The following is a 22,525-nucleotide window of genomic DNA, read 5'->3' as shown; positions in this document are numbered from 1 at the left end:
ATCTAAACGCAAGCGCTTCAGCGCTTGCGCCAACTTGGAAGAATGCTTTTGTCCTCTCTTACTCCCTCTTTTCAATGGCTTGATACTCCAGAGGCGCTTGATGCTGCGTGCGATCAAGTAGCCGATGCTTCTGTGATTGCTCTGGATACCGAGTTTTTCCGAGAGAATACGTTCTTTCCAGTGCCTGCGTTGATTCAGTTCACCGCGGGTGAAGAGGCTTATCTGATTGATCCGGTGGCTGTCCCGTGTACTGATAAATTCCGTGCTCTACTGCAAAACAAGGCGATTAAGTTACTCCACTCCTGTAGCGAGGACCTGGAAGTTTTTCAGCACTGGGCAGGGGTGTTACCGGTACCTTTAATTGATACTCAGGTAGTACAAGGTTTTTTGGGTGAAAATCCAGGAATGGGGTATCAAAAACTGGTCGAATTTTGGGTCGGTGAAACGCTGCCTAAAGAGGAAACACGCTCAAACTGGTTAGTGCGCCCGCTTTCGCCTGCGCAGTGCCATTACGCCGCGCTGGATGTTATCTATTTATTAAAAGTCTGGACGCTACAGGCTGAAAAGCTCACTACGCTAGGTCGTCGCGACTGGGTGGATGCTGAGTGCGCTAGCTTGATTGAGCAGGCCGGCCGTAGCGTTGATAACGATCAACAGTGGTATACCCGTCAACGCCAATTATGGCGCTTACTGCCCCGTCAAATGGAAGCGTATCGGCTGATGACTACGTGGCGCGAAGGCGAAACACGCCGCCGCGATTTGCCGCGCAATTGGCTCATTAGCGATAAGTTACTGTTCGCCATCGCTGAAAAGATGCCCAGCAACCGCTTCGAGCTGGCTGAAGTGGAAGGTGTTAAGCCGGTGCTAATTAAAAAAGTGGGCGACGCACTGCTGGCAATGGTCAAACAGGCCCAGCACTGTGATGAAGAGGCGCTGCCCAAGCGTTGGCCAGACCCCATGCACCCGACGTTCAAATCACGCTTTAAAGCACTCAAGAGAGCGGTAACCGCTAAAGCTAATGACTTGGGTGTGGCACCGGAAATGCTCATGCGCCGCCGCGATATTGAAACACTGGTGATGCAGGACTTGGCAGGAGAACCTCTCACTTGGCCGACCGGTTGGCGTGGCGAGTGTTTGAATGGCGCGTTGGCCCAGGCCCTTGAGGAGCGAGCATAATGAGCGACAAGCTGATTTGCGAGGTTTTTAAAAGCTCGCGTAAAGATGAAATGTATTTGTATGTTGATAAACGTCAAGGGTTTGCAGACATCCCTACGCAATTACTTGAAACCTTCGGCAAGCCTGTACCGGTATTTACCATGCTGTTGACCGCTGATAAAAAATTGTCACGGGTTAATGCGGCAGACGTGGTGGAAGGGATTAAAGACAAAGGGTTCTACCTGCAAATGCCGCCGCCGAAAGAGGCCTATTTGCTCGACGTGCATCGTGCCCATGTGGCCTCGCATTCTAATGCGCGTTCTGAAGATGAGTAGCGTCAGTTTTACATGAACTTTCTTGCCCATGCTTGGCTCGTCAGGGCGGGTAGCGATGATTTTCTCTACGGCAATTTAATTGCCGATGGGGTTAAGGGGCGCAACTTAAGTGATTGGCCCGCGGCCACGGCGCTAGGCATTCGTCATCACCGCCGTGTGGATGCCTGGGTGGATAGTCATCCGAACGTGGTGAATGCGCGGCGACGCGCCCCGCCTGCTCACCGCCGCTATGCGGGCATTGCACTCGACATGGTATGGGACCATTTTCTAGCCCGGGATACGGCGGGACAGGCTGACCAGGAAATAATTGTAAAACGCTGCTATCGACTGCTCTTAGCGCGCTCTGCGCCGAACCGGCTGGCGGATATGGTGCCATCACTTGTCGCGCACGACTGGTTAAGAGGCTACGCTGATTTCGCGTTTACCTGCCGCGCTGTTGCGGGAATCGGCCAGCGATTGTCTGGCCCGAATCAGCTTGCCGCTCTGGTGCCCTGGCTGCACGACGATTACCAAGCGCTAGAGGACGACTTTCAAGCTTTATGGCCAGCGCTGTTGGCAGAATTAAGCCACACTGATACACCACCATAGGACGTGTTTCTGTGTGGTAGTGAAGGAGGAAACGATGGAAACCGCGATGCGCGAGCGTTTTTGGGAGCGCTACACCCTAGAAGAGTTGACGCCCCAGGAGTGGGAAGCGCTATGCGACGGCTGTGGGCAGTGCTGCCTGCTAAAGTTGCACGACGAGGATACCCAGGAACTCGCAGTGCTGAACGTGGCTTGCCGCCTGCTGGATATCCATAGCTGCCAGTGCAGCGATTATGCGAACCGTTTTAAAACGGTTCCCGACTGCACCCAGCTTACTCCTGCCTTAGTAAAAGAATTCACCTGGTTACCACAAAGCTGTGGTTACCGGCGAGTGGCAGAGGGGCGTAAGCTGGCGGGCTGGCATCCGCTGTTAAGCAATGACGCCGAACGGGTACACCGTAAAGGGATCAGTGTGCGTAGTTTTGCTGTTTCTCAAGATGAGGTACCTGAGCAGCAGCTGGAGTCACACATCATTGCCGTGTTACCGATGTAATTCCTGACGCTTTAAGCGCTGGGCTGGCGTTTTGGAGTATCCCAAATAGATAAAAACGCTTCTTTAACCGGTGAAAGTACTTTTTTAGCTGGTGCTTGGTTAGCGGGTTTAACGCTAGTTTTATGAGGAGCGTCCCAAATTGTCGGGAAGTGATCTTGGTATTTCATGGCTTCTATTGCCTCTTAAAGAGCTGTCATAAGCATTGGGCTTATAAAACGAGCTTATAGATCGAGATTAGACGTTAGTGTATGCGACTAAGGTGTAGTATGACGCAGAAGCGTGGACGAGTGAATAGTTTGTGGAAAATATTTTCATAAATAGTCGACCTACGTTCGATACGCTTGGGTACCGCATTGAGGTGTATCAATCGCTGCGCCGGTATTATTGATTCATATACCTTCAGTCAATTTTAGCTCAGGCGAGGTTGCACTAAGGCTGGTGGCGTTCAAAGCAGAATCATGCTCAACGGCCTGTGCATGATTTTTAACCGAATGGCTCTCTGTGCGTACTATATTCAAGTTATTAATAACGACAGAAGGCAGAGTGGGAAGGTTAGGACACTTGAGAAGATCAGCAACCAAAAAACAGCCAACGTTTACGCCCACCACGAATGGCCGGATAGCGTACTCTGCTCCAGTGGGGCAGCTCATCGTCCAGGAGCCGGGTCAGGCGTAACCTCTGGTTGTCCAGAAAGTGTAAGGTTTTACCTAGCGCGCCTGTGGACTGCACTTTCTGGGCCTCGACGCACTTACCGCTAGGTATGGACCCCGCAGATCAACGGGCCCCGTCCGGCGCGGCTGGCTGCATAGCCGAACAAATATGACTTGTTAACCGGCGCTGCTGTAACTACGTGTACGAGGTCGCACTGGCATAGTGGTCGGCTTCTTGGTTGACTTGGATCGTCGTCTCATTAGGTTTTAGAAACTATTGTTTTTTATAATTTTGGAAACCTGGGAGTCGACTGAAGGGGCTAAGGGCTGTTGACATTTTATAGCAGGGATATTGGTATGATAAAAGAGCAAGCCCACAGAGTAGAAGTTCCGAAGCCATCATCCTGCTAGTCTGTAATGCCCCGAGAGATACTCATACTGGTAAATTAGGGGCAACCAGCTGGACGGAAAGAATTTCACCGTTATGCGGATGCCAGTATTGTTTCTCTTCTTCGGGGAGTTGCTCAAAGAGTTTTTCAGAGATGATGTATTCAATACCGTTTAGCTTCGCATCATCAGTATTGCCGTCGTAAAGAGCGCACTGCAAGAAGTCTTCGTTGACCTGATCACAGAAGTGATGGGCCTCAAACTGATGCAGTGGCTCTTTTTTGAGCGGATGAAAACCGACGAGGTAAACATTAAGACGCGATGGGGGAGCGTCTGTTTGCATCATGCTTGCTCCTGCTTCTAATAGCTGAGATTTTGCACTCTCCGCTCTACCAGAAACCTCGGTGGTCGAGTGCGTTTCACCCATGCCGGTGCAACCAGCCAGAGTAAAGATCGATGCGACAAACGTACCGTAATGAAAACCATTAATGTTGAGCATAAAAATACCTACTATTTGGCTATAAGCATATTTCTTTTTTATGTTAGCCCGTTATCGGTGGTTTTCAATTTAGTGTTCCATGTTTGACCTTTGATAAATGGCGCCAACCGCCGCGTGTCTGCTGCATTGCAGGGGAGGGGCCACGGGATATCATTATTTTTTATGAATTGGAAGAGCAGGGGGCGACTAAAGGCTAATAATTTTAGTCTTTTTTTATTTTAATTTAACTACCATACTAGTCATATCAGCTTTGGCCGCTATGCTTCATAGGCTTTCATATTCGGATTTAGGTGTTATGCACACGACCCTACAAACGCTATGGCAGGAAACGCACGAGGGAGAATCGGTTCGCCAACGGCTATTTCACGTACTGAGGCAATCAATTATCCAGATGGTATTGGCGCCGGGGCAGGCGTTATCAGAAAAAGAGATTGCTGACACTTTTTCGGTTAGTCGCCAGCCGGTGCGAGAAGCTTTCATCAGGCTCTCCGAGGCGGGGTTGGTAGAAGTGAAGCCTCAACGCGGCACTTATGTGGTCAAAATATCCCAACAGGCGGTGCTCGAGGCGCGTTTTGTACGTGAAGCGGTTGAGGTCGCCATTGTAAGGCTGGCAGCCGAACAAGGCCTTGAGCCTACAGTGTTAACAGATTTACACGATCTGTTGGCGCGGCAGCATCGCTGTATTGAACCTAATGATAACGATCGGTTTTATCGTCTTGATGAAGCGTTCCATCGCACGCTTTCACTGGGGGTAAAACAGCACGCTGCCTGGAAAGTCATCGAAGAAGTCCGTGCTCAGCTTGACCGGGTACGCTACCTCAGTGTGCCCCATAGCACTCCGCTGGAACGGCTTGTGCAACAGCATGCCAGCATCGTTGCTGCCATTGAGGCACGAGATATTCAGCAAGCTGAAGAAGCGATGTCACTGCATTTGCGTGAAATTTTAGTCTCAATGCCCGATCTGGTTCGTCGTTTCCCCGCCATGTTTGAAGGGCAACTAGCATTTGAAGAACAAGAAAATTCAGCGCTGAAGCAGGAGGCGACTCAATGAAAATCGAGCAGGCATATACCATCGTGACCTCGCCGGGCCGAAATTTTGTGACGTTAAAGATTGTCACCGATCAGGGCGAGTACGGTATTGGTGATGCAACGCTCAATGGCCGAGAAATGGCCGTTGTGGCTTACCTGGAGGAGCACGTTATCCCGATGTTAATCGGCCGTGACCCACAGCGCATCGAAGATATTTGGCACTACCTTTACCGTGGCGCCTACTGGCGGCGCGGTCCCGTTACGATGAGTGCGATTGCTGCTGTCGATATGGCCCTTTGGGACATTAAAGCGAAGCTTGCGGGCATGCCACTTTATCAACTGTTAGGTGGTAAGAGCCGTGACCGAGTGATGGTGTATGGCCATGCAACGGGGCGTGATATTGATGCGTGCTTAGAAGAGGTCGCACGACATGTAGATGAGGGCTATAAAGCGGTGCGCGTTCAGGCGGGTGTGCCAGGCATTGCCACTATTTATGGCGTTGCCAAAAAAGATGGCGAACCTTATGAGCCTGCCGATGCTGATTTGCCTGCCGAGCACGTATGGAGTACCAGTAAATACTTAAACCATGTGCCTAAACTATTTGCTGCCGTGCGTGAGCGCTTTGGTGATGATTTGCACGTGCTACACGATGTGCATCATCGCCTGACGCCCATTGAGGCTGCTCGCTTAGGTAAAGAAGTGGAGCCCTACCATCTCTTTTGGCTTGAAGACTGCGTCCCGGCAGAAAACCAGGAAGCGTTTGGTCTTATCCGCCAGCACACCACAACGCCCCTTGCCGTAGGTGAAGTTTTTAACAGTCTGTATGACGCCAAAGCGCTGATTGAAAATCAGTGGATCGACTATATTCGCGCCACTCTGACGCATGCTGGCGGCATTACCCATATGCGCCGCATTGCTGATTTAGCGGGCCTTTATCATGTGCGCACTGGCTTCCATGGTCCGACAGACCTTTCGCCGGTTTGCCTGGGCGCGGCAATTCACTTTGATACCTGGGTGCCCAACTTCGGTATCCAGGAGTATATGCCGCATACCAGCGCCACTGATGAGGTCTTCCCCCACGACTATCGCTTTGAGGATGGGCATTTCATCGTTGGTGAAAAGCCCGGGCATGGTGTGGATATCGATGAGCAGTTAGCCAAGCAGTACCCCTATAAGCGCGCCAGCCTGCCGGTGAACCGGTTAGAAGACGGCACCTTGTGGCACTGGTAAGGAGTTCATCTAAATGAAAGCATTTCAGGTAAAGGCGCCCCATGACTACCAGGTCGTGGAAGTTGAGCCGCCCAAAGCGGCCGCAGGTGAAGCGCTGGTACGCGTAGCATTTGCCGGTATCTGCGGCTCGGATATGCACATTATCCATGGCGACAACGCCTTTGTGCGTTTTCCGCGCATCACCGGCCATGAGTTCGCCGGGGTAGTGGAAGCGGTAGGAGAGGGCGTGACGGACGTAGCCGTCGGAGCTCGTGTGTGTATTGATCCGGTTATTAGCTGCGGCAACTGCTATCCCTGCCGCATTGGCCGCCCCAATGTGTGTAGTTCACTTGAAGTGATCGGCGTGCATCGCAATGGCGGTTTTGAAGAGTTTGTGGTCGTTCCCGCGGATAACGTACACCACCTTCCCGAGCATATCGGACTAGATGCTGCTGCCTTAGTTGAGCCTTACACCATTGCTGCCAATGTACTTGATCGCATGCAGCCTCACCCGGGTGATCGACTAATGATTCTGGGCGCCGGTGTTATTGGTCTTACGATCCTGCAGATGGCCCTGGCCAAGGGTATCGAAGAGGTTATCGTCACTGACGTTATTAATGAGCGATTAGCGGCTGCAAAACAGCTTGGGGCAACGCAGGTATTGAATAGTCGCGAGCAGGATGTGGAAAAAGAGGTGCTTACCTTCACCCAGGGCGAAGGTGTGCCACTGATTGCCGATGCGGCCTGCGTACCCGCGCTGCTACCGCAAATGCTGCGTTTAGCGTCGCCAGCAGGGCGCATTGGTCTACTGGGTTTTAGCGCCCAGCCCAGCGAGCTAGTGCAGTTAGAGGTGATTAAGAAAGAACTGACCTTGGTAGGTTCACGACTTAACAACCGTCAGTTTCCGGAGGTGCTAAAGCTAATGGCAAGTGGGCAGTTGGATCCGTTGGCCTTAGTCAGCCATCGGTTGCCGCTAAACGACATGCCCAGCGCCATCGACATGCTTGATCACCGACCAGAAGAGGCCCGCAAGGTGCTGATTAAAATCAGTACTTGAGGGAGGCTACTCCAACCCACGCCAACCCCCACGCAATTAACAGCTATTAATTAGCAACTGCAGTCCACAATTAACAACACTCTTATGCAGGAGAAATACAATGATTAAGCAACTTATCACCAGCGCTGTTCTTGGCGCTGCCTTAGTCGGCAGCCACTCCCTGATGGCGGCCGACTTTACCCTGCGTTTTGGCCATTTAGCCAATGAGCAAAATATTTGGCACCAGGCCGCCGAAAAATTTAAAGAAGAGGTCGAAGCAAACTCCGACGGGCAGATTGAGGTACGCCTCTACCCCAGTGAGCAGCTGGGTAACGAGATGGATGTGATCAACAGTATCCAGCTAGGCACGGCGGATATGACCATTACCGGTGAAAGCCTACAGAATTGGGCGCCTAAAGCCGCGATGATGGCCGTACCTTACGCTTTTCGTGATTCCGAACATCTCCACGCGGCGGTAAATGGTGACATTGGCGATGAGATCGAGGCGCAAATCACCGAGCGAACTAACTTGGTTCCCTTGGCGTGGTTTGAGCGCGGCCCTCGCGAACTTACTTCCAATCGTCCCATCCGTACGCCTGATGAGCTGGATGGTCTACGACTTCGCGTCCCGAACGTGCCGTTATTCGTCGATACATGGCAGGCAATGGGGGCGCGTCCAACCCCAATGGCATTTAGTGAAGTGTTCACTGCGCTCCAGCAAAACACCCTGGAAGGGCAAGAAAACCCGCTTAGTCTGATCGAAAGCGCCAGCTTTAATGAGGTACAGGACTACGTCAACATGACTGGACATGTGCGCAGCTGGATCTATGTCGTGATTGGGCGTAACCAGCTGGAAAATATGCCTGCAGAGCTTCAGCAGGTGGTTCGTGATGCTGCGCAAACGATGCAAGCGTATCAGGCCGAGCTTTTCGTTGATGACCAGGAGCGTCTTGAGCAGGCATTACAGGAGCGTGGCATGGAATTTGTGGAAGTTGATGTCGATGCGTTCGCAGACAAAGCTCGCCCCGCCGTGCTTGAGGCTTTAACAGATGAGCAGCGTGAGCTCTTTGATGCTATCCAAGACTTGTAAGTTCTTGGAAGCGAATTTTGAGTGAATGGCGGATGAGATTGGGCTGGCGAAATGCTAGCCCAATCTCAGCTGCAATAGCGGCTTGCTCATGAGGATACGGTTATGAACTCGGATCATAAAGCGCTCGAGCAGGAAGCGCTAGAGAGTCTGGATCCAATGGCAGCGGTACCTAAGCTAGCAGGCCCGATAGGCCGCGTGATTGGCTGGGTAGATACGTGCTTTCTGACCTTGGCCGTCGTGGCGCTGGTTGCGATTGCTGTCACGGTGCTGCTGCAAATTTGTTCGCGGTTATTTTTGCCGTTTTCGATAGCCTGGACTGAAGAGCTCTCGCGCTATCTGTTTATTTATATGGTGGCGCTATCTGTTGGTGTTGTTCTACGCCAGCACCGAAACATCAGCGTTGAGCTTTTTCATCACCTGTTGGGCGCGCGCATGCAGGCGGCTTTTCAAGTGCTCATTTGCGCACTGATTGGCCTGTTTGCCTTTCTGGTGCTGCCTTACGCTTGGCAGTATGCGCAAAACGGCGCTTGGCAAACCTCGCCAACGCTGCATGTTCCCATGCTGTATATCTTTTTCTCTACAGTAGTCACCTTTGCGCTCCTTCTGGTCTACAGCTTACTAGGGTGTCTTGAGGGAATTATCGCAATGTGTCGCTCCTCTGCCTCCCTCCAGGAGTTGTAAGCATGGAAGTCATTATCCTGTTTAGCGTTTTTTTAATACTGCTCACGGTGGGTATGCCCATTGCGTTTGCATTGGGGTTAGCCTCGCTCTCTTATCTTCTGCTTGAAGGCATTTCATTAACCATCGTGCCGCAACGGATGTACGCCGGTATCGACACTTTTGTACTGCTGTGTATTCCCGGCTTTGTGCTGGCCGGCAATTTAATGAACGTCGGCAATATCACTGAGCATATTGTACGTTTCGCCAATGCTTTGTTAGGCCACATCCGAGGCGGACTTGGCTTGGCTAACGTGGCGGGTTCGATGATCTTTGGTGGTATCTCCGGCACGGCCGTTGCTGATTCAGCCAGCATCGGTTCGGTGATGATTCCCGGTATGGCGCGCTCGGGTTATGACAAACCGTTTGCCGCGGCCGTTACCGCTGCCTCGTCAACCGTTGGGCCGATTATACCGCCTAGTGTGCCGATGATTATTGCCGGCTCACTTAGCGGTATTTCGGTCGGGCGTATGTTTCTGGCAGGTGCGATTCCTGGCCTGTTGATGGGGCTCGCCATGATGGTCACGGTGTATATCCTGGCCGTTCGGCGTGGTTATCCCAAAGAGAAGCGGGTCCCTTTTTTGCAGTTGCTGCGTGAAGCGAAAACGGCCTTCTGGGCACTGCTGATGACCGTGATTATCCTTTACGGCATTATTGGCGGCTTCTTTACCCCCACCGAAGCCTCTATTGTGGCTTGCCTCTATGCCTTGGTGGTTGGCATGTATGTCTATAAAGGGCTGTCTTGGAAAAAGCTCCCAGCGATTTTGTCAGACACCGTTTTAACCTCCTCGGCTCTGCTGCTGATGGTGGGGTTAGCCAACCTGTTCGGCTGGATCCTTACCAGCGAACAGATCCCCCAGATGATCGCCGCGCTTATTCTCTCGATTAGCGATAACCCGCTCATTGTTCTGCTTATACTTAATCTAATCCTGCTATTTGTCGGCGCGTTTATGGAGACCATTGCCGCGCTGATTATTCTTTTCCCAGCCTTGGTGGGCGTAGCCACTGGCGTGGGTGTCGATCCGGTTCACTTTGCGGTGATCGCCGTGTTGAACCTGATGATTGGGCTGACAACGCCGCCGGTAGGTGTATGTCTATTTGTGGTAGCAGGGATTGGCAAGCTGCCGATGTTGACAGTAGCGAGAGCCATCGTGCCATTTTTATTGTGCAACTTGGCGGTGCTGCTGTTGGTGACTTATGTCCCCGCGATTTCGCTTTGGTTACCTAACTTGCTGATGGGAGAGTAACTAATGAGGGCTCCTCAGCGTATTGAAACAACGCCAACAAGCGGCCATATCGGGATTGTTCATCTTGGTTTAGGCGCTTTCCATCGTGCCCACCAGGCGGTCTATTTAGAGCGTTATCGCCAACGCAGTGGCGATGGTGAGTGGGGCGTCTGCAGCGCGAATTTACGCTCTAGTGTTGGTTTAGTCGACGGCTTACGGGCGGCAGGGCAGCGCTATCATGTAGCGGAGTACGCTGATAGTGACAGCATCACGCTGCGTGAAATAGGTGTGATTGAAGAGACGCTATTCTCTGGTTGTGACAGTGCCGGAAGCTGGGCTCGCGATCGGGAGACGCTGCTGGCCCGGATGGCTTCTGCAGACACCCGTATCGTTACCTTAACGGTGACCGAGAAGGGCTATTTTCTGAATCCCGCCAGCGGTGAGTTGAGAGTCGACGACCCGATGATCATCGGTGATATTGCCTCGCCCCAACAGCCGCGCACTGCGCCTGGCTTACTGGTGGAAGCGTTAGCTAGGCGGCATGAGGCTGGCATCGCCCCCTTTACCGTGCTCTCTTGCGACAACATGCCGGATAACGGAAAGCGAACACGCCAAGCGGTGGTGCAATTGGCCGAGCATCGAGACCCAGTATTGGCCAATTGGATTGCCAATGAAGTGTCGTTTCCCTGCAGCATGGTGGATCGCATCGTCCCTGCGATGACCGACGACGACTTTGAGCGTTTAGCGGCACTGGACATTACCGATCCAAACGCCGTGGTATGTGAAGCGTTCACGCAGTGGGTGGTCGAAGATAATTTCCCCCAGGGGCGGCCCGACTGGGAAGCCGAGGGTGTTGAGATGGTGGCGGATGTGGCGCCGTTTGAAACCATGAAACTGCGCATGCTCAACGGTAGTCACTCCTTGCTTGCCTATCTTGGCGCGCTTGCAGGTATCGAAACGGTTTTTGAAGGCGTCAATCATACAAAGCTTCGCGCTTTATTACGCCGCTATATGCTTGAAGAGGCGGCTCCGACATTAGATATGCCCGAAGGAATCGATTTAGACGCATATGCTGATTCGCTGCTGGCACGCTTCGCCAATGACAGCTTGCGCCATCGCCTGCAGCAAATCGCAATGGATGGCAGCCAAAAACTCCCTCAGCGCTGGCTCTCTGGCGCGCTGAAGCGCAGCGCTACGAGGCAAGCATCGCCTTGTGTGGCGCTGGGGATGGCGGCCTGGATTCGCTACACCGCAGGCGATGATTTATTGGGGAATCGCTACACCGTCGATGACCCGCTAGCCAAGCGCTTTGCAGAACTACACCAGGCGCATGGTAGCGATACCAGCGCTCTGGTAGCGGCCTATTTAGCCATGGACGATGTGGTGCCTAACGCATTGGCAGCGTATAAGGCGTTTGCACAGGCCGTACTAACGGCGTATCAAACGCTTACCCAAGATGGATTGAATGGGGCGCTCGCGGCGCTTGAGCGCAACTAATAAAAGGAGATGACCATGGAGCATACTTGGCGCTGGTTTGGCCCTAATGATGCTATTCGGCTGGAAGAGATTCGCCAGACAGGCGCCACCGGTATCGTCACGGCACTGCACGAGGTGCCTAATGATCAGGTTTGGTCGGTTGAGGCGATCCGTGAGCGTCGGCAGATGATCGAAGCGGCAGGCCTCACATGGTCGGTGGTGGAGAGCGTACCGGTACATGAGTCGATCAAAAAAGGCTTTCCCGAACGGGATGCGTTGATTGGCACCTACTGTCAGACGCTGCGCAATCTGGCGGCCTGCGGTATCGACACCGTTTGCTATAACTTTATGCCAGTGCTTGATTGGACGCGTACGGACCTGATATACGCGCTGCCCGACGGCGCCTTGGCGCTGCGCTTTGATCAGGTGGCGTTTGCCGCCTTTGATCTTTATCTGCTTCAGCGACCAGAGGCTGAGCAAGAGTACAGCGATGAAGAGAAGGCTCAAGCGCGCCGCCACCTAGAGGGGTTAGATAGCGCTGGCCGTGACAAACTAGTCAATACGCTGATTGCGGGGCTGCCGGGGGCCGAAGAGCACTACACCCTTGAGCAGTTTCGCACGGTGTTGGAAGAGTACGCGGACATTGACGCCGCTAAATTGCAGGAAAATCTAGGCTACTTTCTGCAGGCCGTTATTCCGGTAGCAGAAGAGGTAGGTATTCGTATGGCGATCCACCCGGATGATCCGCCTCGGCCGCTACTGGGCCTGCCTCGAGTGGTGTCGACTCGCGAGGATGCCCAGTGGATTATTGATCGCGTGCCCAGCCCCGCCAATGGTTTGACGCTTTGCACTGGCTCTTACGGCGTTCGACAAGACAATGATTTGGTGGCCATGGCCCGCCATTTTGCCCCGCATATTCACTTTATCCATCTTCGCGCTACCCAGCGCGAAGCGGATACGCTCTCTTTCCATGAGGCGCCGCACCTAGTCGGTGATGTGGATATGGTAGGGGTGATACATGCCTTGGTGGAGGAAGAGCGCCGCCGAGAAAGAGAGGGTGGGGCGCGGTTGCCGCTACGGCCTGATCACGGCCACCAGCTTCTTGATGATCAACAGCGCAATACGGCACCGGGTTATCCCCTTTACGGGCGCATGCGCGGTCTAGCTGAGCTACGGGGTGTAGAGCTGGCGGTGCGGCAGTTAACACTCAGATAAGCGGCTACGTTCTAAAGGAGACGTATGCGTTCACATGAATTAGCGATAGATAAAGGCAGAGTGGAACTCGGCCCTAATTTATTGTCCGGTGTCAGCCTGCCCGCAGCGGTGGTGCATGAGGCTCCTCTCGCGCACAACCTGATGTGGATGCAGCGATTTGCAGAAGCCCACGGGGCCCAATTGGCGCCCCACGGCAAGACCACCATGACGCCTGCGCTTTTCCATCGACAGCTCCAGGCAGGTGCGTGGGGTATCACACTTGCCACTGCACCCCAGTGTCGTGCTGCCTTCGCCAATGGCATCACCCGAATATTGATGGCGAACCAATTGGTGGGCCAGGCCAATATGGCCATCATCGCGAGTCTGATTGAGCAGGGGCTACGTTTTACTGTGTGGTCGATAGCTATGAGAACGTACGCCAGCTTGAAAATTCTTCACTGAACGGGGCTTGACGTTATCGGTTCTTATTGAGGTAGGCGTAGCAGGTGGTCGCTGTGGCTGCCGCAATCAGCAGCAAATTCTCTCGCTTGCCGAAGCCATCGATAATGAGCCCGCGCTCTACTTGGCAGGTTTAGAAGGCTATGAAGGCGTTGTCCATGGGGATGATCCCTCGCAGCCATTATCGGTGACTGGTTGGGAAGTGACGAAAATTATGGATGAGCACACGTTCGTGCAGCTACCTGACGATGCCCAGGATGTTCAGATCGGTGACTCGTTGCGTGTTTGGTGCCTCCCATCCATGCCTGACGTTTGATAAATGGCGCCAACTGCTGCTTGTTGATGACGCCTTGAACGTGAAAGAACACCTGGCGACCTGCTTTTAAAAGCCTCCTCGCTCCTGCCGCTAAGCGATAGCGGCGGTCGATAAGCGTGAAATTGCCGCTGGCAGTTCGCTTGCGTGATGAATCCCCAGGGCGCCTTCGGGAGTGCTTTCCTCGTTCGGGAAATGGTTGAGATGAATAACGTGCATATCTGCCGCTAGACCGGCTTCCACTCCCACGGCCGCATCGTCAATTACAATACAGCGTTGGGGGGCAAAGCCCATGGCGGCCGCCGCTTTAAGGTAAAGCTCAGGGTCGGGTTTCCAGACATTGAGGGTATAAGCGCTAAATAAATTACCTGCAAAGTGATGACCCAGCTGGGTGCTTTCCAGGGCGCAGCGAATTTTGCGTTCTGGGCCATTAGAGACCACGGCTTTAGGGTGGCTGCTTAACTGTTCTAACGCGGCGGGCATACCAGATATCGCGATAAGTTCAGCGCGCATGCGCGCTTCCATACGTGTTCGCATACCCGCCTCAAGCTGGGAAAATGTGTCTTCTTCTAACACCTGAAAACGGTTTTCCAGCGTTTGGACAATCGTCTGGAAACGTACCCCTCTAAATTCGTCCATATATTGCTGTGCTGAGAAGGGTAAACCGAATTCGGGAAGGAGCGCGCCCATCACCTCGGCAAGCAGTATTTCGCTATCCACCAGGGTACCGTCGCAGTCGAAGAGTAAGCAGAAAGGCGAGGAGGGGGACTTATCAGTACTCATCGGCAGGCTTCCTCATTAACTAGGCTAATTGGGCGTTCGCCCTGCAGCGCTAGGCGAATATTGTCCACCGCGCGCTGGGCCATGGCGTCGCGGGTTTCATGGGTGGCTGAGCCTATATGAGGCAGAGCGACCACATTCGACATCTTCAGCAGTGGCGAAGAGGCGGAGAGCGGCTCCTTTTCAAATACATCCAATCCAGCGGCTTGGATAACGCCGTTTTCAAGGGCGTGAATCAAAGCGCTCTCATCGACCACTTTACCGCGGGCAATATTGATGAATATGCCTGAAGGCTTCATCTGTGCGAACTCCTGGGCACCGACCAATCGTTCGGTTTCAGCCGTGAGAGGCACTGTCACACAGACAAAATCGGCCTCGGCTAGCAGCTCGTTGAGTTCGCGACGCTGCGCGCCTAATTCGCTTTCTAATTCAGGCTTGGGAGAGGCGTTGGAGTAAATCACTTTCATACCAAACCCTAGGGCACCACGCCGGGCGACCGCCTGACCAATGCGCCCAAACCCGACCATGCCCAAGGTTTTACCATGTACATCACTGCCAAACAGTGCCGGGCCAATACTCGCTTGCCACTTGTCGGCTTTGACCCACTCGGCTAATTCAACTACCCGGCGAGCCGTGGCCATGATCAGGGTAAAGCCGGTATCGGCGGTGGTTTCAGTGAGCACATCCGGTGTGTTGCATAGCATGATGCCGCGCTTGGTCAGTTCATCAACAGGGATGTTGTCGTAGCCAACAGAGATAGTCGCGATGACTTCCAATTTAGGCGCTGTGTCTAACAGCTGAGGGGTAATCGCTAAGCCGGAACCGATAATGCCATGAACGTTAGCCAGTAGAGCGTGATTAGCAGGATCATTCAGTGCGGTCGTTTTCGGCAGCACCTCCACCTCAAACAAGTCGCTAAGCTCGGCTAACTGAGCATCACTGAGTCGTCCTTGAACCACTAGTTGTTTTTTCATTGTTGTCTCCTGATTATAAAGCGCTTAATAAAGCATAACGGGGCGAATTAAGCAGTGGGTTGATCGGTTTCAAGCGCTTGAAGTTGCTGGCGGTTAGGTAGGCCTTCCATATCGCCAACCACCTGAATGGCTTGAGCACCAATGAGGTTGCCCCGTTGGGCTGCTTGACGTGCCGAGCAGCCGTCAAGCAGGCCGCTGATCACGCCGACAGCGAAACCATCGCCAGCACCTACGGTATCCACAACGTCTGCTACGTGGCAACCGTCTACCGTAAAGCTCTCTTCCTGCCCACCTAGGTTGCCGCGATAATAACTACCTTCCGGCCCCAGCTTGATGATCACCGCCGAGGCGCCTTGATCCAGATAGTAGCCTGCTACGTCGTAAGGCGTCTTCTGCCCAGTGAGAAGTTGGCCCTCTGAAAGCCCAGGTAATACCCAGTCGGAGAACATGGCAAGGGCATTGAGCGTCTTGCGCATGTCGGCTTCACTGGCCCATAGGCTGGGACGTAAATTGGGGTCAAAAGAAATACTCGCACCATTAGCTCGGGCTTCTTTAAGCGTATGGTAAGCGAGTTCACGTGCAGAGGCGGAGAGGGCGGGGGGAATGCCCGTTGCATGTACATGGCGCAGAGCGCCGAAGTCAATATCGCTAGCGTCTTGTGGGGATAGGTGGCTGGCCGCGCTGCCGCGACGAAAATACTCTACTTTTGGGTCTGCGCCGCCAAGTGCGCGCTCTTTAAACAGTAACCCAGTAGGGTGCTGGGTATCTGTATGAAGGTGACGGCAATCCAGCCCTTCGTTTTCTAACGTATTGCGAATAAAGTCGCCAAAGCTGTCACTGCCCACACGGCTTAACCAGCCGACATGAAACCCTAAACGCGACAGACCAATCGCCACATTGGTATCTGCGCCTGCAATGCGGCGCTGAAAATGCTCAACGTCGGAAAGCTTGCCGGGGGAGTCTGCCACGAACATGGTCATGGCTTCGCCAAAAGTGAGGACTTCTGGAGGGTTAGTAAAGGAGTGGGACATGGTTAGTCATCTCTTGATGTTGTTGGTCGTCGGTTAATGGGAACGATACCATTTATGTTGCTTTTATAAAGCTTGGGCGATCATAAAATGCTAACGCCGGGTGGAGCCTCTTGCGATTAGGGTAGGTGCAAAACTCAATGTTGTCGGCGGCGGCGTTGTTTGAGGTGTAATTCTATGCCTCAAGCAGTGAAGCGCCGTTTTCCCGATAGCATCGGTTGGCTGGGCAAGCGTGGTAATACCAGGAGGCACGAGATCGCACCAGTCGAGTTCATCAATGCCCATTAAGCCGAATTGACCAAGCGGTAGGCCTAGCTGCTGGAAAAGGCGCGTTATCGTCAAGGTCACATTGCCGTTGCCACACAGTACGGCGCAGGCGTGTTGAGGATGGGCGGCTAAAAAATGGCTTAGCGCCTGGCGCGTGTTGGTGTCACTTGATAACAGTAGCGTTGCATGGCTTAACGCACGCTGTTGGGCGCCCTCGTTAAAGCAGGCCAGCCGTCGTTGCCGTGTGCTTGACTGCTCAGGGGCTTCGCTGACATACAACACGGCTTGGTAACCCTGGGCAGAAAGGTGATCAAGTGCGCTATCAATCGCTAGCTGGTTATCAAGCCCTACTACTTCTGCATCCACATTGCTGATTTCGCGGTCTAGCAGCACGACTGGCGTTCCATGGCTGATGAAAGTCTGTAGTTGGGCTTCGGGGCTGCCGGTGGCATTAACCACCAAGCCTGCCACCTGATACGCACCCAGAAGGTCTAAATGCTGGCGCTCCTGCTCAGAATCGTTGTCGGTATTGCATACCAATAATGAGTAGCCGTACTGGCGGCATGCTTGTTCGACACCGTGGGTAATTGCCACGGAAAAAGGGTTGCGGATATCCGCTACCAGCATCCCGATGAGCTTGGAGCGCCCACCCTTGAGTCCACGCGCCATTTGGTTGGGCTGGTAATCTAGAGTGCTTGCTGCCTGGGCAATGCGGTCCTGAAGAGTGGGCGATAGACGTTCCCGTTCATCGCCAAAATAACGCGAAACGCTAGTTTTTGAAATACCGGCTAAACGGGCGACTTCAAGAATGGTAGAACGTCGTACTGCAGATGACATAATGGTCTTCGCGGAATGGGAACGGTTCCATTTTGTATATGCTTGACATCAAAAGCAACGGTACACAGTTAATTAGATGTGGTTAACCATATAAATATTGTAATCGGAGGGGGTTACCGCCCGGCTATTTGTAAATCTATTCATGTTTTTTTGTTATACGGGGTGGTTTTTTGATAGCTTTTTGCTATGAGTGGCGTTGAGGAGTATGCCATTCGGCTGAGCAGGATGAATCAGGTAAACTGCGCGTTTCCTCGCAAAAGCGATGCCCGCGGTATGCACCCAAACGATTTACCAAAAAGCTATGACTTAACAGAGGCTGGAGATCGCTATTTCGATGGCTTGGCCGATAAGTTCTCCCGTTCACTCTATCAGGCACCCCGTGGCGAGTTGCGCTTAGTGATGCTCGACTATTTATTACCGCAAATGTTGCTTTTAAACGAGCAGAACGTCCTTGACGTGGGCGGCGGTCTGGGCCAACAAACGGCGTGGTTTGCCAAGCGTGGGCATAAGGTGACCATGGTGGAGCCTTCGAAAGACATGCTCAGTTATGCCCAACAGTGGCATCACGATGATCCGACGCTACCTCACTCCTCCATTACTTACCGGCAAGCGTCCTTGCAGGACCTGCCCCCGCAGGCACCGGGGCCATGGTCGCTGATTACTTGCCACGCAGTGTTGGAGTGGCTGGGTGACCCGCAAGCAGCCCTGACTAACCTAAGTGATCTGCTGGCGCCTGGTGGCCAGCTTAGCTTGATGGTGTTTAATCGCGATGCGCTGCGTTTCTCTAATGTGGTTAAAGGCAATCTTGAGAAGGCGTTGAGTGGCCGATTGGAGGGGAAGGGAAAACGGCAACGTTTAACGCCCATTTCGCCGATAACGCACGCCGACATTGCCCAGTGGAGCGCAGCAAACGGACTGAAAATAGATGCCGTAGCTGGCATCCGAGTATTTCAAGATTACTTACGCCATCCCCCCGCAACGCCTGCAGAAAAAGAAACGCTACTGGCGCTGGAAAAACAGTACTGTCGCCAAGACCCGCACTGGCGATTGGGTCGTTACCTACTGTACACATTAACGAAACCGGAGAGCTCTGAATGAGTGCCCAAGCCCCTGCGTGTCAGTTATTAGAGCGCCAAAGAGATAAGTACGCAGCGCTATGGGTCGTAGGCCCGCCTGTGGATAGCTGGCTTATTGACCAGTCAGCGGGAGTGTTGAGCGGTGATTTTGCGGTGCTAAACGAATGGAAGGCAAAGGGCAAGCAAGCCCGGACACCTTTTGACTTGGCCGCGGGTGAGCCATTAGGAAAAGAAGTGGTGCTGTTTTGGCCAAAAGCCCATCAGTTAGGTATTTGGTGGCTGAAGTGGTTATGTGAACAGCTACCTAGCGGCACGCCGTTAGAGATTGTTGGCGAGCATCAAGGGGGGATCAAGCGTGTTCCCAAGATGCTGGATGAGCTGGGAATGAGGTGGGACAAGCGCGATAACGCGCGTCGCTGTTCACTCTTTGCCACCTATACCATTGCGTTAGATTCAGCTAGTGATAGCGCTTGGCAAAACATTGAAGCGCTGGGTTTAACGCTAGCCAGCCATCCTGGTGTCTTTGGCCATGGCAAAGTCGATGAAGGCACGCTATTAATGCTGGAAAGCATTGAGGATAGCTTGCCGAAAAAACCGCTCAAAGTACTGGATATGGGCTGTGGCGACGGTATTGTCAGCGCTTGGTTGGCCCAGCGTGGTCACCTTGTGACCGCCGTGGATATTAGTGCCTTTGCGATAGAAGCCTGTAAACGCACGTTAGCCGAGAATGGGCTCGAAGGGCGAGTACTCTGTAGCGATGTCTTTAGCGCGCTTGAGGAGGAGCAGTTTGACTGGATTATCAGCAATCCACCCTTCCATAAAGAGCGCGATATCAGCTATGGCCCAAGCCAGCGCTTGATTAGCCAAGCACCTGAACACTTAACCACTGGTGGACGCTTGGTGATTGTTGCTAACGGCTTTCTGCCTTATCCCGATCACTTGCAGCGTGCGTTCCAAGATTTTTATACGCTGGCCGACAATCGTCGTTTTAAGGTGTACGGTGCGATTAAACCAAGTCGTTAAACGCTAGAGGTGAGAGGCGGTTTATTCAGCAAAGAAAACATTTAAAACATGGTCTAAATGGACTTCCATGGCATGTCGAGCAGCGATAGGGTCACGCGATTCGATTGCGTTCACAATGCGTTCGTGGTCGTCTTGGGAGCGCTGGGGCATGTCTGTTTCCGTGAATAGCTCTTGGAGTCGGCGGAACATGGCACCGTATTGATGACCAAGCAGATGCTTGATGACAAGCGCATAGGCGGCATTGCCGGAGGCCTCGGCAATGCGGATATGCAGCAACCGGTCTCCGGCGCAGTTGCGTCCGCCATTAGCGTTGTCAGATACATTGCGTTCGAAGGCCAGGCGAATTGCTTTCAGGTCGTCATCGGTGGCATTCATGGCAGCCAAGGCGGTAATTTCTGGCTCCATATAACGCCGCGTTTGGAGCAGTGAGAAGGGTGGGATTTCTTCATCCAGGTTGAGCTCGATCTCGCTTTCGAACTCTGGGTCAAGTGCCCAAGCCTCGGTGCGTGCTGCGGCACGCATCACAGGCTCAAGGGGCGTCGCTCTAGACTCAAGTACCACCACGCCGTGCCCAACACGCACGGCTACTTGCCCAACCACTTCAAGTGCAATTAAGGCTTCTCTAACAGAGGCGCGGCTTACACCAAGCGATTGGGCCAGTTCCCGCTCAGGTGGCAGCAGCGCCCCTGGGGGGAACTCGCCATCGTTGATCAGTTGCTGCAATTGATCTGCAATCTGGCGATAAAGGCGCTGCGAGCGGATGGTTTGAATCGGCATTCGTGGTGTTTCCTATCCGTTTCATCGAAGGCATTCGACTAAGGTTTGCAAGACTAAGGTTTATAGCGACTAAAGTTGATCCTCTAAAGCTAATATTTAGCTTTTTGAGGCTTGCCAGGGCCAAAGTTGTTCTAGCATACTCGACTCATTGGTCAGGCCATTAGATATCTGGATGTTTTGGCCTGATGTATGTTCCCACTCTTTGCTAGGACGTGCCACCGCTTTTAGGGACGTCCTATAGCCGTTAGGGATAGCCATACCATGAGACTCAAAAACAAGACTGCTCTCATCACTGCCGCCGCGAATGGTATTGGTCGCGCCAGCGCCGAACGCTTTGTTGCCGAGGGCGCGCGGGTATTTGCCACAGATATTGATATTGCCACGCTAGAAGGGGTAAAAGGCGTTGAAGCGTATCGCTTGGATGTCACGGATAGCAAAGCGATTCACGAGCTAGCCAGTTCTCTACCCAATATCGACATACTCTTCAACTGTGCGGGAATGGTGGCGGGGGGATCTGTACTGGAGTGTGATGAAGCCACTTGGCAGCGTTCCCTGGATATTAATGTCACCTCTATGTTTCATACCTTGCAGGCTTTTTTACCGGGCATGCTAGTAAATGGGGGCGGCAGTATTATCAATATGGCTTCCCTGGCATCCAGCGTTAAAGGGGTGGCGAATCGCTGTGCTTATGGCGCTTCCAAAGCGGCGGTGATCGGTCTCACCAAATCAGTGGCTGCCGACTTTATGACACAAGGCATTCGTTGCAATGCTATCTGCCCAGGCACTGTTGAGTCGCCTTCATTAAAGCAGCGCATCGCTGAGCAGGCCCAGAAAGAGGGACGCAGTGAAGCGGATGTACTGGCGTCTTTTATTGCCCGCCAGCCAATGGGCCGGCTGGGAAGAGTTGAAGAGGTCGCGGCGTTGGCAACATTTCTAGCCAGTGATGAGTCTGAGTTTATTACGGGTACTACACAGTTGATTGATGGCGGCTGGGCAAACTGATTACTTTAGAAGGGATAACAATATGAAGCTTGTACGTTTTGGCTCTCCGGGCCAGGAAAAACCGGGCATCTTAGACAGTCAGGGGAAGGTGCGTGATCTTTCTTCTATCGTGGGTGATATTGCTGGCGATGTTTTAAGCGATGAAGCATTAACAAAATTGCGCGATATCGAGGTAACAGCACTGCCTGAAGTCTCGGCTGATACTCGTTTGGGGCCATGTGTAGGGCGTGTGGGTAAATTTATCTGTATTGGCCTCAACTATTCAGACCATGCGGCTGAAACCGGCGCCGAGGTTCCCGCTGAACCTGTCATTTTCAATAAGTGGACCAGCGCCATTTGCGGCCCTAATGACGATGTTGAAATCCCCCGCGGTTCCAAGAAGACCGACTGGGAAGTGGAGCTTGGGGTCATTATCGGCAAAGGTGGCCGTTATATTGATGAAACTGATGCGATGTCCCATGTGGCTGGCTTCTGTGTCGTCAACGACGTATCCGAACGCGAGTTTCAGCTAGAGCGCAGTGGTACCTGGGATAAAGGCAAAGGCTGCGATACGTTCGGCCCATTAGGCCCCTGGCTGGTAACTCGAGATGAAGTCGCGGACCCCCACCAGCTGAGTATGTGGTTAGAGGTGGACGGCCACCGCTATCAGGATGGCAATGCCCGCACCATGGTCTATCAAGTGCCTTTTTTGATTAGCTACTTGAGTCGCTTTATGAGTCTGCAGCCCGGTGATGTGATTTCAACCGGAACGCCGCCAGGAGTTGGCATGGGGCAGAAGCCTCCTGTTTACCTTCGCAATGGACAGCAAATGCGCTTAGGGATTGAAGGCCTTGGTGAGCAGCTACAGCGCGTCATACAGGCGTAGTAAATAAAGTCTCTGGAATTATAACTATCAGCGGGTGATGCCC

Annotated in this window: 25 protein-coding genes; 18 read left to right on the top strand and 7 right to left on the bottom strand. The window is 53.0% G+C overall.

Features of this window, described 5'->3' with window-relative positions:
- Nucleotides 1-42: 42 nt before the first annotated feature.
- From rnd to HZS80_RS05765, 4 genes are read left to right on the top strand one after another with little or no spacing between them, the layout of a single operon-like run.
- Complete coding sequence (gene rnd / locus HZS80_RS05780; RefSeq protein WP_035566607.1) at nt 43-1,176, top strand: ribonuclease D; 1,134 nt, start codon at nt 43-45, stop codon at nt 1,174-1,176.
- Entirely contained in the window at nt 1,176-1,490 is a 315-nt protein-coding gene (locus HZS80_RS05775) for a YcgL domain-containing protein (protein WP_035566605.1), read from the top strand. The genes rnd and HZS80_RS05775 overlap by 1 nt, the downstream gene beginning before the upstream one ends.
- A 12-nt stretch (nt 1,491-1,502) precedes the next feature.
- The gene (locus tag HZS80_RS05770) at nt 1,503-2,078 is read left to right on the top strand and encodes an acyl carrier protein phosphodiesterase (protein WP_035566602.1); all 576 of its coding nucleotides are present in this window, start codon (nt 1,503-1,505) and stop codon (nt 2,076-2,078) included.
- 34 nt (nt 2,079-2,112) lie between these two features.
- A complete protein-coding gene (locus tag HZS80_RS05765; protein WP_035566600.1) occupies nt 2,113-2,568 on the top strand; it encodes a YcgN family cysteine cluster protein in 456 nt (151 codons plus the stop codon).
- A gap of 11 nt (nt 2,569-2,579) precedes the next feature.
- Here HZS80_RS05765 and HZS80_RS05760 read toward each other — a convergent pair whose 3' ends face one another.
- Both HZS80_RS05760 and HZS80_RS23390 read right to left on the bottom strand, forming a co-directional pair.
- Complete coding sequence (locus HZS80_RS05760; RefSeq protein ID WP_179915420.1) at nt 2,580-2,735, bottom strand: hypothetical protein; 156 nt, start codon at nt 2,733-2,735, stop codon at nt 2,580-2,582.
- 916 nt (nt 2,736-3,651) lie between these two features.
- Nucleotides 3,652-4,104 carry a DUF1264 domain-containing protein gene (locus HZS80_RS23390; RefSeq protein WP_235272392.1) on the bottom strand — a complete coding sequence of 151 codons (453 nt, stop codon included), beginning with the start codon at nt 4,102-4,104 and terminating at the stop codon, nt 3,652-3,654.
- Nucleotides 4,105-4,399: 295 nt separating this feature from the next.
- Here HZS80_RS23390 and HZS80_RS05750 point away from each other — a divergent pair, with 295 nt between their 5' ends.
- The 10 genes from HZS80_RS05750 to HZS80_RS24235 all read left to right on the top strand — a co-directional run bounded on the left by HZS80_RS05750 (nt 4,400) and on the right by HZS80_RS24235 (nt 13,856).
- Complete coding sequence (locus HZS80_RS05750; RefSeq protein ID WP_179915419.1) at nt 4,400-5,155, top strand: GntR family transcriptional regulator; 756 nt, start codon at nt 4,400-4,402, stop codon at nt 5,153-5,155.
- A complete protein-coding gene (gene manD, locus HZS80_RS05745; protein WP_035566596.1) occupies nt 5,152-6,363 on the top strand; it encodes a D-mannonate dehydratase ManD in 1,212 nt (403 codons plus the stop codon). Before HZS80_RS05750 ends, manD begins: the two co-directional genes overlap by 4 nt.
- A gap of 13 nt (nt 6,364-6,376) precedes the next feature.
- On the top strand, nt 6,377-7,399 hold the full coding sequence (locus tag HZS80_RS05740; RefSeq protein WP_035566594.1) for a Zn-dependent oxidoreductase: 1,023 nt from the start codon (nt 6,377-6,379) through the stop codon (nt 7,397-7,399).
- Nucleotides 7,400-7,499: 100 nt separating this feature from the next.
- Nucleotides 7,500-8,468, top strand: a complete 969-nt coding sequence (locus HZS80_RS05735; RefSeq protein ID WP_035566592.1) for a TRAP transporter substrate-binding protein — start codon at nt 7,500-7,502, stop codon at nt 8,466-8,468.
- Between the two features lie 102 nt (nt 8,469-8,570).
- Nucleotides 8,571-9,149, top strand: a complete 579-nt coding sequence (locus HZS80_RS05730; RefSeq protein ID WP_035566590.1) for a TRAP transporter small permease — start codon at nt 8,571-8,573, stop codon at nt 9,147-9,149.
- A gap of 2 nt (nt 9,150-9,151) precedes the next feature.
- Complete coding sequence (locus HZS80_RS05725) at nt 9,152-10,432, top strand: TRAP transporter large permease (RefSeq protein WP_035566589.1); 1,281 nt, start codon at nt 9,152-9,154, stop codon at nt 10,430-10,432.
- A gap of 3 nt (nt 10,433-10,435) precedes the next feature.
- The gene (locus HZS80_RS05720; protein ID WP_035566587.1) at nt 10,436-11,908 is read left to right on the top strand and encodes a mannitol dehydrogenase family protein; all 1,473 of its coding nucleotides are present in this window, start codon (nt 10,436-10,438) and stop codon (nt 11,906-11,908) included.
- Nucleotides 11,909-11,923: 15 nt separating this feature from the next.
- Nucleotides 11,924-13,102, top strand: a complete 1,179-nt coding sequence (gene uxuA / locus HZS80_RS05715) for a mannonate dehydratase (RefSeq protein WP_035566585.1) — start codon at nt 11,924-11,926, stop codon at nt 13,100-13,102.
- A gap of 24 nt (nt 13,103-13,126) precedes the next feature.
- The gene (locus tag HZS80_RS24240; RefSeq protein WP_442905759.1) at nt 13,127-13,543 is read left to right on the top strand and encodes a type III PLP-dependent enzyme domain-containing protein; all 417 of its coding nucleotides are present in this window, start codon (nt 13,127-13,129) and stop codon (nt 13,541-13,543) included.
- Nucleotides 13,544-13,550: 7 nt separating this feature from the next.
- On the top strand, nt 13,551-13,856 hold the full coding sequence (locus HZS80_RS24235; protein WP_442905758.1) for a hypothetical protein: 306 nt from the start codon (nt 13,551-13,553) through the stop codon (nt 13,854-13,856).
- Between the two features lie 90 nt (nt 13,857-13,946).
- Here HZS80_RS24235 and HZS80_RS05705 read toward each other — a convergent pair whose 3' ends face one another.
- The 4 genes from HZS80_RS05705 to HZS80_RS05690 all read right to left on the bottom strand — a co-directional run bounded on the left by HZS80_RS05705 (nt 13,947) and on the right by HZS80_RS05690 (nt 17,739).
- Entirely contained in the window at nt 13,947-14,636 is a 690-nt protein-coding gene (locus tag HZS80_RS05705) for an HAD family hydrolase (RefSeq protein WP_035566583.1), read from the bottom strand.
- Entirely contained in the window at nt 14,633-15,607 is a 975-nt protein-coding gene (locus HZS80_RS05700; protein WP_035566580.1) for a 2-hydroxyacid dehydrogenase, read from the bottom strand. Before HZS80_RS05700 ends, HZS80_RS05705 begins: the two co-directional genes overlap by 4 nt.
- 47 nt (nt 15,608-15,654) lie before the next feature.
- Complete coding sequence (locus tag HZS80_RS05695) at nt 15,655-16,638, bottom strand: sugar kinase (protein WP_035566577.1); 984 nt, start codon at nt 16,636-16,638, stop codon at nt 15,655-15,657.
- A 90-nt stretch (nt 16,639-16,728) separates the two neighbouring features.
- On the bottom strand, nt 16,729-17,739 hold the full coding sequence (locus HZS80_RS05690) for a LacI family DNA-binding transcriptional regulator (protein WP_035566575.1): 1,011 nt from the start codon (nt 17,737-17,739) through the stop codon (nt 16,729-16,731).
- Nucleotides 17,740-18,012: 273 nt separating this feature from the next.
- Here HZS80_RS05690 and HZS80_RS05685 point away from each other — a divergent pair, with 273 nt between their 5' ends.
- Both HZS80_RS05685 and HZS80_RS05680 read left to right on the top strand, forming a co-directional pair.
- Complete coding sequence (locus HZS80_RS05685; RefSeq protein ID WP_035566880.1) at nt 18,013-18,837, top strand: methyltransferase domain-containing protein; 825 nt, start codon at nt 18,013-18,015, stop codon at nt 18,835-18,837.
- On the top strand, nt 18,834-19,838 hold the full coding sequence (locus tag HZS80_RS05680; protein WP_035566572.1) for a methyltransferase: 1,005 nt from the start codon (nt 18,834-18,836) through the stop codon (nt 19,836-19,838). Before HZS80_RS05685 ends, HZS80_RS05680 begins: the two co-directional genes overlap by 4 nt.
- A 21-nt stretch (nt 19,839-19,859) precedes the next feature.
- Here HZS80_RS05680 and HZS80_RS05675 read toward each other — a convergent pair whose 3' ends face one another.
- Nucleotides 19,860-20,615 carry a FadR/GntR family transcriptional regulator gene (locus HZS80_RS05675; protein ID WP_179915418.1) on the bottom strand — a complete coding sequence of 252 codons (756 nt, stop codon included), beginning with the start codon at nt 20,613-20,615 and terminating at the stop codon, nt 19,860-19,862.
- 261 nt (nt 20,616-20,876) lie between these two features.
- On the opposite strand from HZS80_RS05675, the gene HZS80_RS05670 reads away from it, so the two are divergent.
- Both HZS80_RS05670 and HZS80_RS05665 read left to right on the top strand, forming a co-directional pair.
- Nucleotides 20,877-21,617 carry an SDR family oxidoreductase gene (locus HZS80_RS05670; RefSeq protein ID WP_179915417.1) on the top strand — a complete coding sequence of 247 codons (741 nt, stop codon included), beginning with the start codon at nt 20,877-20,879 and terminating at the stop codon, nt 21,615-21,617.
- A gap of 22 nt (nt 21,618-21,639) precedes the next feature.
- A complete protein-coding gene (locus tag HZS80_RS05665) occupies nt 21,640-22,482 on the top strand; it encodes a fumarylacetoacetate hydrolase family protein (RefSeq protein WP_179915416.1) in 843 nt (280 codons plus the stop codon).
- Nucleotides 22,483-22,525: the final 43 nt, after the last annotated feature.

The sequence above is a fragment of the Vreelandella glaciei genome (assembly GCF_013415125.1).
In the GTDB taxonomy this organism is placed as follows: domain Bacteria; phylum Pseudomonadota; class Gammaproteobacteria; order Pseudomonadales; family Halomonadaceae; genus Vreelandella; species Vreelandella glaciei.
The sequence above is the reverse complement of the archived record's forward strand: the minus strand, read 5'-3'. Positions and strand labels throughout refer to the sequence as shown.

Excerpts from the sequence above, each read along its gene's own strand:
- rnd (WP_035566607.1), top strand. The coding sequence starts at position 43 with ATGCTTTTGTCCTCTCTTACTCCCTCTTTTCAATGGCTTGATACTCCA.
- HZS80_RS05775 (WP_035566605.1), top strand. The coding sequence starts at position 1,176 with ATGAGCGACAAGCTGATTTGCGAGGTTTTTAAAAGCTCGCGTAAAGAT.
- HZS80_RS05770 (WP_035566602.1), top strand. The coding sequence starts at position 1,503 with ATGAACTTTCTTGCCCATGCTTGGCTCGTCAGGGCGGGTAGCGATGAT.
- HZS80_RS05765 (WP_035566600.1), top strand. The coding sequence starts at position 2,113 with ATGGAAACCGCGATGCGCGAGCGTTTTTGGGAGCGCTACACCCTAGAA.
- HZS80_RS05760 (WP_179915420.1), bottom strand. The coding sequence starts at position 2,735 with ATGAAATACCAAGATCACTTCCCGACAATTTGGGACGCTCCTCATAAA.
- HZS80_RS23390 (WP_235272392.1), bottom strand. The coding sequence starts at position 4,104 with ATGCTCAACATTAATGGTTTTCATTACGGTACGTTTGTCGCATCGATC.
- HZS80_RS05750 (WP_179915419.1), top strand. The coding sequence starts at position 4,400 with ATGCACACGACCCTACAAACGCTATGGCAGGAAACGCACGAGGGAGAA.
- manD (WP_035566596.1), top strand. The coding sequence starts at position 5,152 with ATGAAAATCGAGCAGGCATATACCATCGTGACCTCGCCGGGCCGAAAT.
- HZS80_RS05740 (WP_035566594.1), top strand. The coding sequence starts at position 6,377 with ATGAAAGCATTTCAGGTAAAGGCGCCCCATGACTACCAGGTCGTGGAA.
- HZS80_RS05735 (WP_035566592.1), top strand. The coding sequence starts at position 7,500 with ATGATTAAGCAACTTATCACCAGCGCTGTTCTTGGCGCTGCCTTAGTC.
- HZS80_RS05730 (WP_035566590.1), top strand. The coding sequence starts at position 8,571 with ATGAACTCGGATCATAAAGCGCTCGAGCAGGAAGCGCTAGAGAGTCTG.
- HZS80_RS05725 (WP_035566589.1), top strand. The coding sequence starts at position 9,152 with ATGGAAGTCATTATCCTGTTTAGCGTTTTTTTAATACTGCTCACGGTG.
- HZS80_RS05720 (WP_035566587.1), top strand. The coding sequence starts at position 10,436 with ATGAGGGCTCCTCAGCGTATTGAAACAACGCCAACAAGCGGCCATATC.
- uxuA (WP_035566585.1), top strand. The coding sequence starts at position 11,924 with ATGGAGCATACTTGGCGCTGGTTTGGCCCTAATGATGCTATTCGGCTG.
- HZS80_RS24240 (WP_442905759.1), top strand. The coding sequence starts at position 13,127 with ATGCGTTCACATGAATTAGCGATAGATAAAGGCAGAGTGGAACTCGGC.
- HZS80_RS05705 (WP_035566583.1), bottom strand. The coding sequence starts at position 14,636 with ATGAGTACTGATAAGTCCCCCTCCTCGCCTTTCTGCTTACTCTTCGAC.
- HZS80_RS05700 (WP_035566580.1), bottom strand. The coding sequence starts at position 15,607 with ATGAAAAAACAACTAGTGGTTCAAGGACGACTCAGTGATGCTCAGTTA.
- HZS80_RS05695 (WP_035566577.1), bottom strand. The coding sequence starts at position 16,638 with ATGTCCCACTCCTTTACTAACCCTCCAGAAGTCCTCACTTTTGGCGAA.
- HZS80_RS05690 (WP_035566575.1), bottom strand. The coding sequence starts at position 17,739 with ATGTCATCTGCAGTACGACGTTCTACCATTCTTGAAGTCGCCCGTTTA.
- HZS80_RS05685 (WP_035566880.1), top strand. The coding sequence starts at position 18,013 with ATGCACCCAAACGATTTACCAAAAAGCTATGACTTAACAGAGGCTGGA.
- HZS80_RS05680 (WP_035566572.1), top strand. The coding sequence starts at position 18,834 with ATGAGTGCCCAAGCCCCTGCGTGTCAGTTATTAGAGCGCCAAAGAGAT.
- HZS80_RS05675 (WP_179915418.1), bottom strand. The coding sequence starts at position 20,615 with ATGCCGATTCAAACCATCCGCTCGCAGCGCCTTTATCGCCAGATTGCA.
- HZS80_RS05670 (WP_179915417.1), top strand. The coding sequence starts at position 20,877 with ATGAGACTCAAAAACAAGACTGCTCTCATCACTGCCGCCGCGAATGGT.
- HZS80_RS05665 (WP_179915416.1), top strand. The coding sequence starts at position 21,640 with ATGAAGCTTGTACGTTTTGGCTCTCCGGGCCAGGAAAAACCGGGCATC.